We start from the raw sequence: 706 nt of genomic DNA on the forward strand, positions 1-706 counted from the left end.
AGGAATGACATCCGACCACGCGTAAACGTTTAGGATTGCTGGGTTTTGCTGAACAGTAACCTGAATCAGTGCCATTGCCTGCTGGAGCTTCAAAAGGCAGTGCAACGAATAAGTGTTGACGGTCGCAGCCGTCATATTCGGGTACTTAAGCTGTGGCTTTTGGAATACGGCCTTGGCAAACAGTACGTCGCCCGGCAGATACAGGCCTACCTCACCGAACTCGAAGTAGCCTGCATCAGGCGGCAGTTCACACAAAATGTCGAGCGTATCGGGCGCAACAAAGTTGTAGGTAGTTGGAACACCTGTGTACAGTGTGTTGCCGTTCAGCCCGGTGTCTGTGCGTTGCGGGGTGTAACCGTAACCGTCACCCACTTTGAATGCTACGATCTGGATAGAGGGGCCAGTGGGCGTTGCCACTGAGGCCGCAGCCAAACCCACGTCTGTGATCAAAAACGACGCGCTGTTTGGAACAATTGGCGTTGACATGTTACGTTGTCCTTAGATTGTTGGGTCGGGCAGGATCGTGATCAACACATCCTCCCATAGGCCAAGGGCCACGATCTGCGCATCAGTGCGCACCAGAGTAGGGTCATCGGTTATCGGCATATCGAACTCTTCGTCAACCGAATACAGCACTAGGTTGTAGTTCGCTATCTCGTAGAAAAACGAGACAAGCGTGTTGATATCTAGATCACCCAAACCGCCC

At 52.4% G+C, this 706-nt stretch carries 2 protein-coding genes; both read right to left on the reverse strand.

What is annotated here, in order from left to right; genetic code table 11:
- Positions 1–486 (reverse strand): phage tail-collar fiber domain-containing protein (locus tag AC1RO3_RS08135; protein ID WP_481763951.1); only part of this gene is annotated, 486 nt, incomplete at its 3' end.
- Between the two features lie 12 nt (positions 487–498).
- Positions 499–706, reverse strand: a 208-nt coding sequence (locus tag AC1RO3_RS08140) for a hypothetical protein (RefSeq protein ID WP_481763952.1), incomplete at its 5' end; no start/stop codon positions are given.

It is taken from the genome of Dellaglioa sp. CoH-57-MRSF-19, assembly GCF_056781975.1.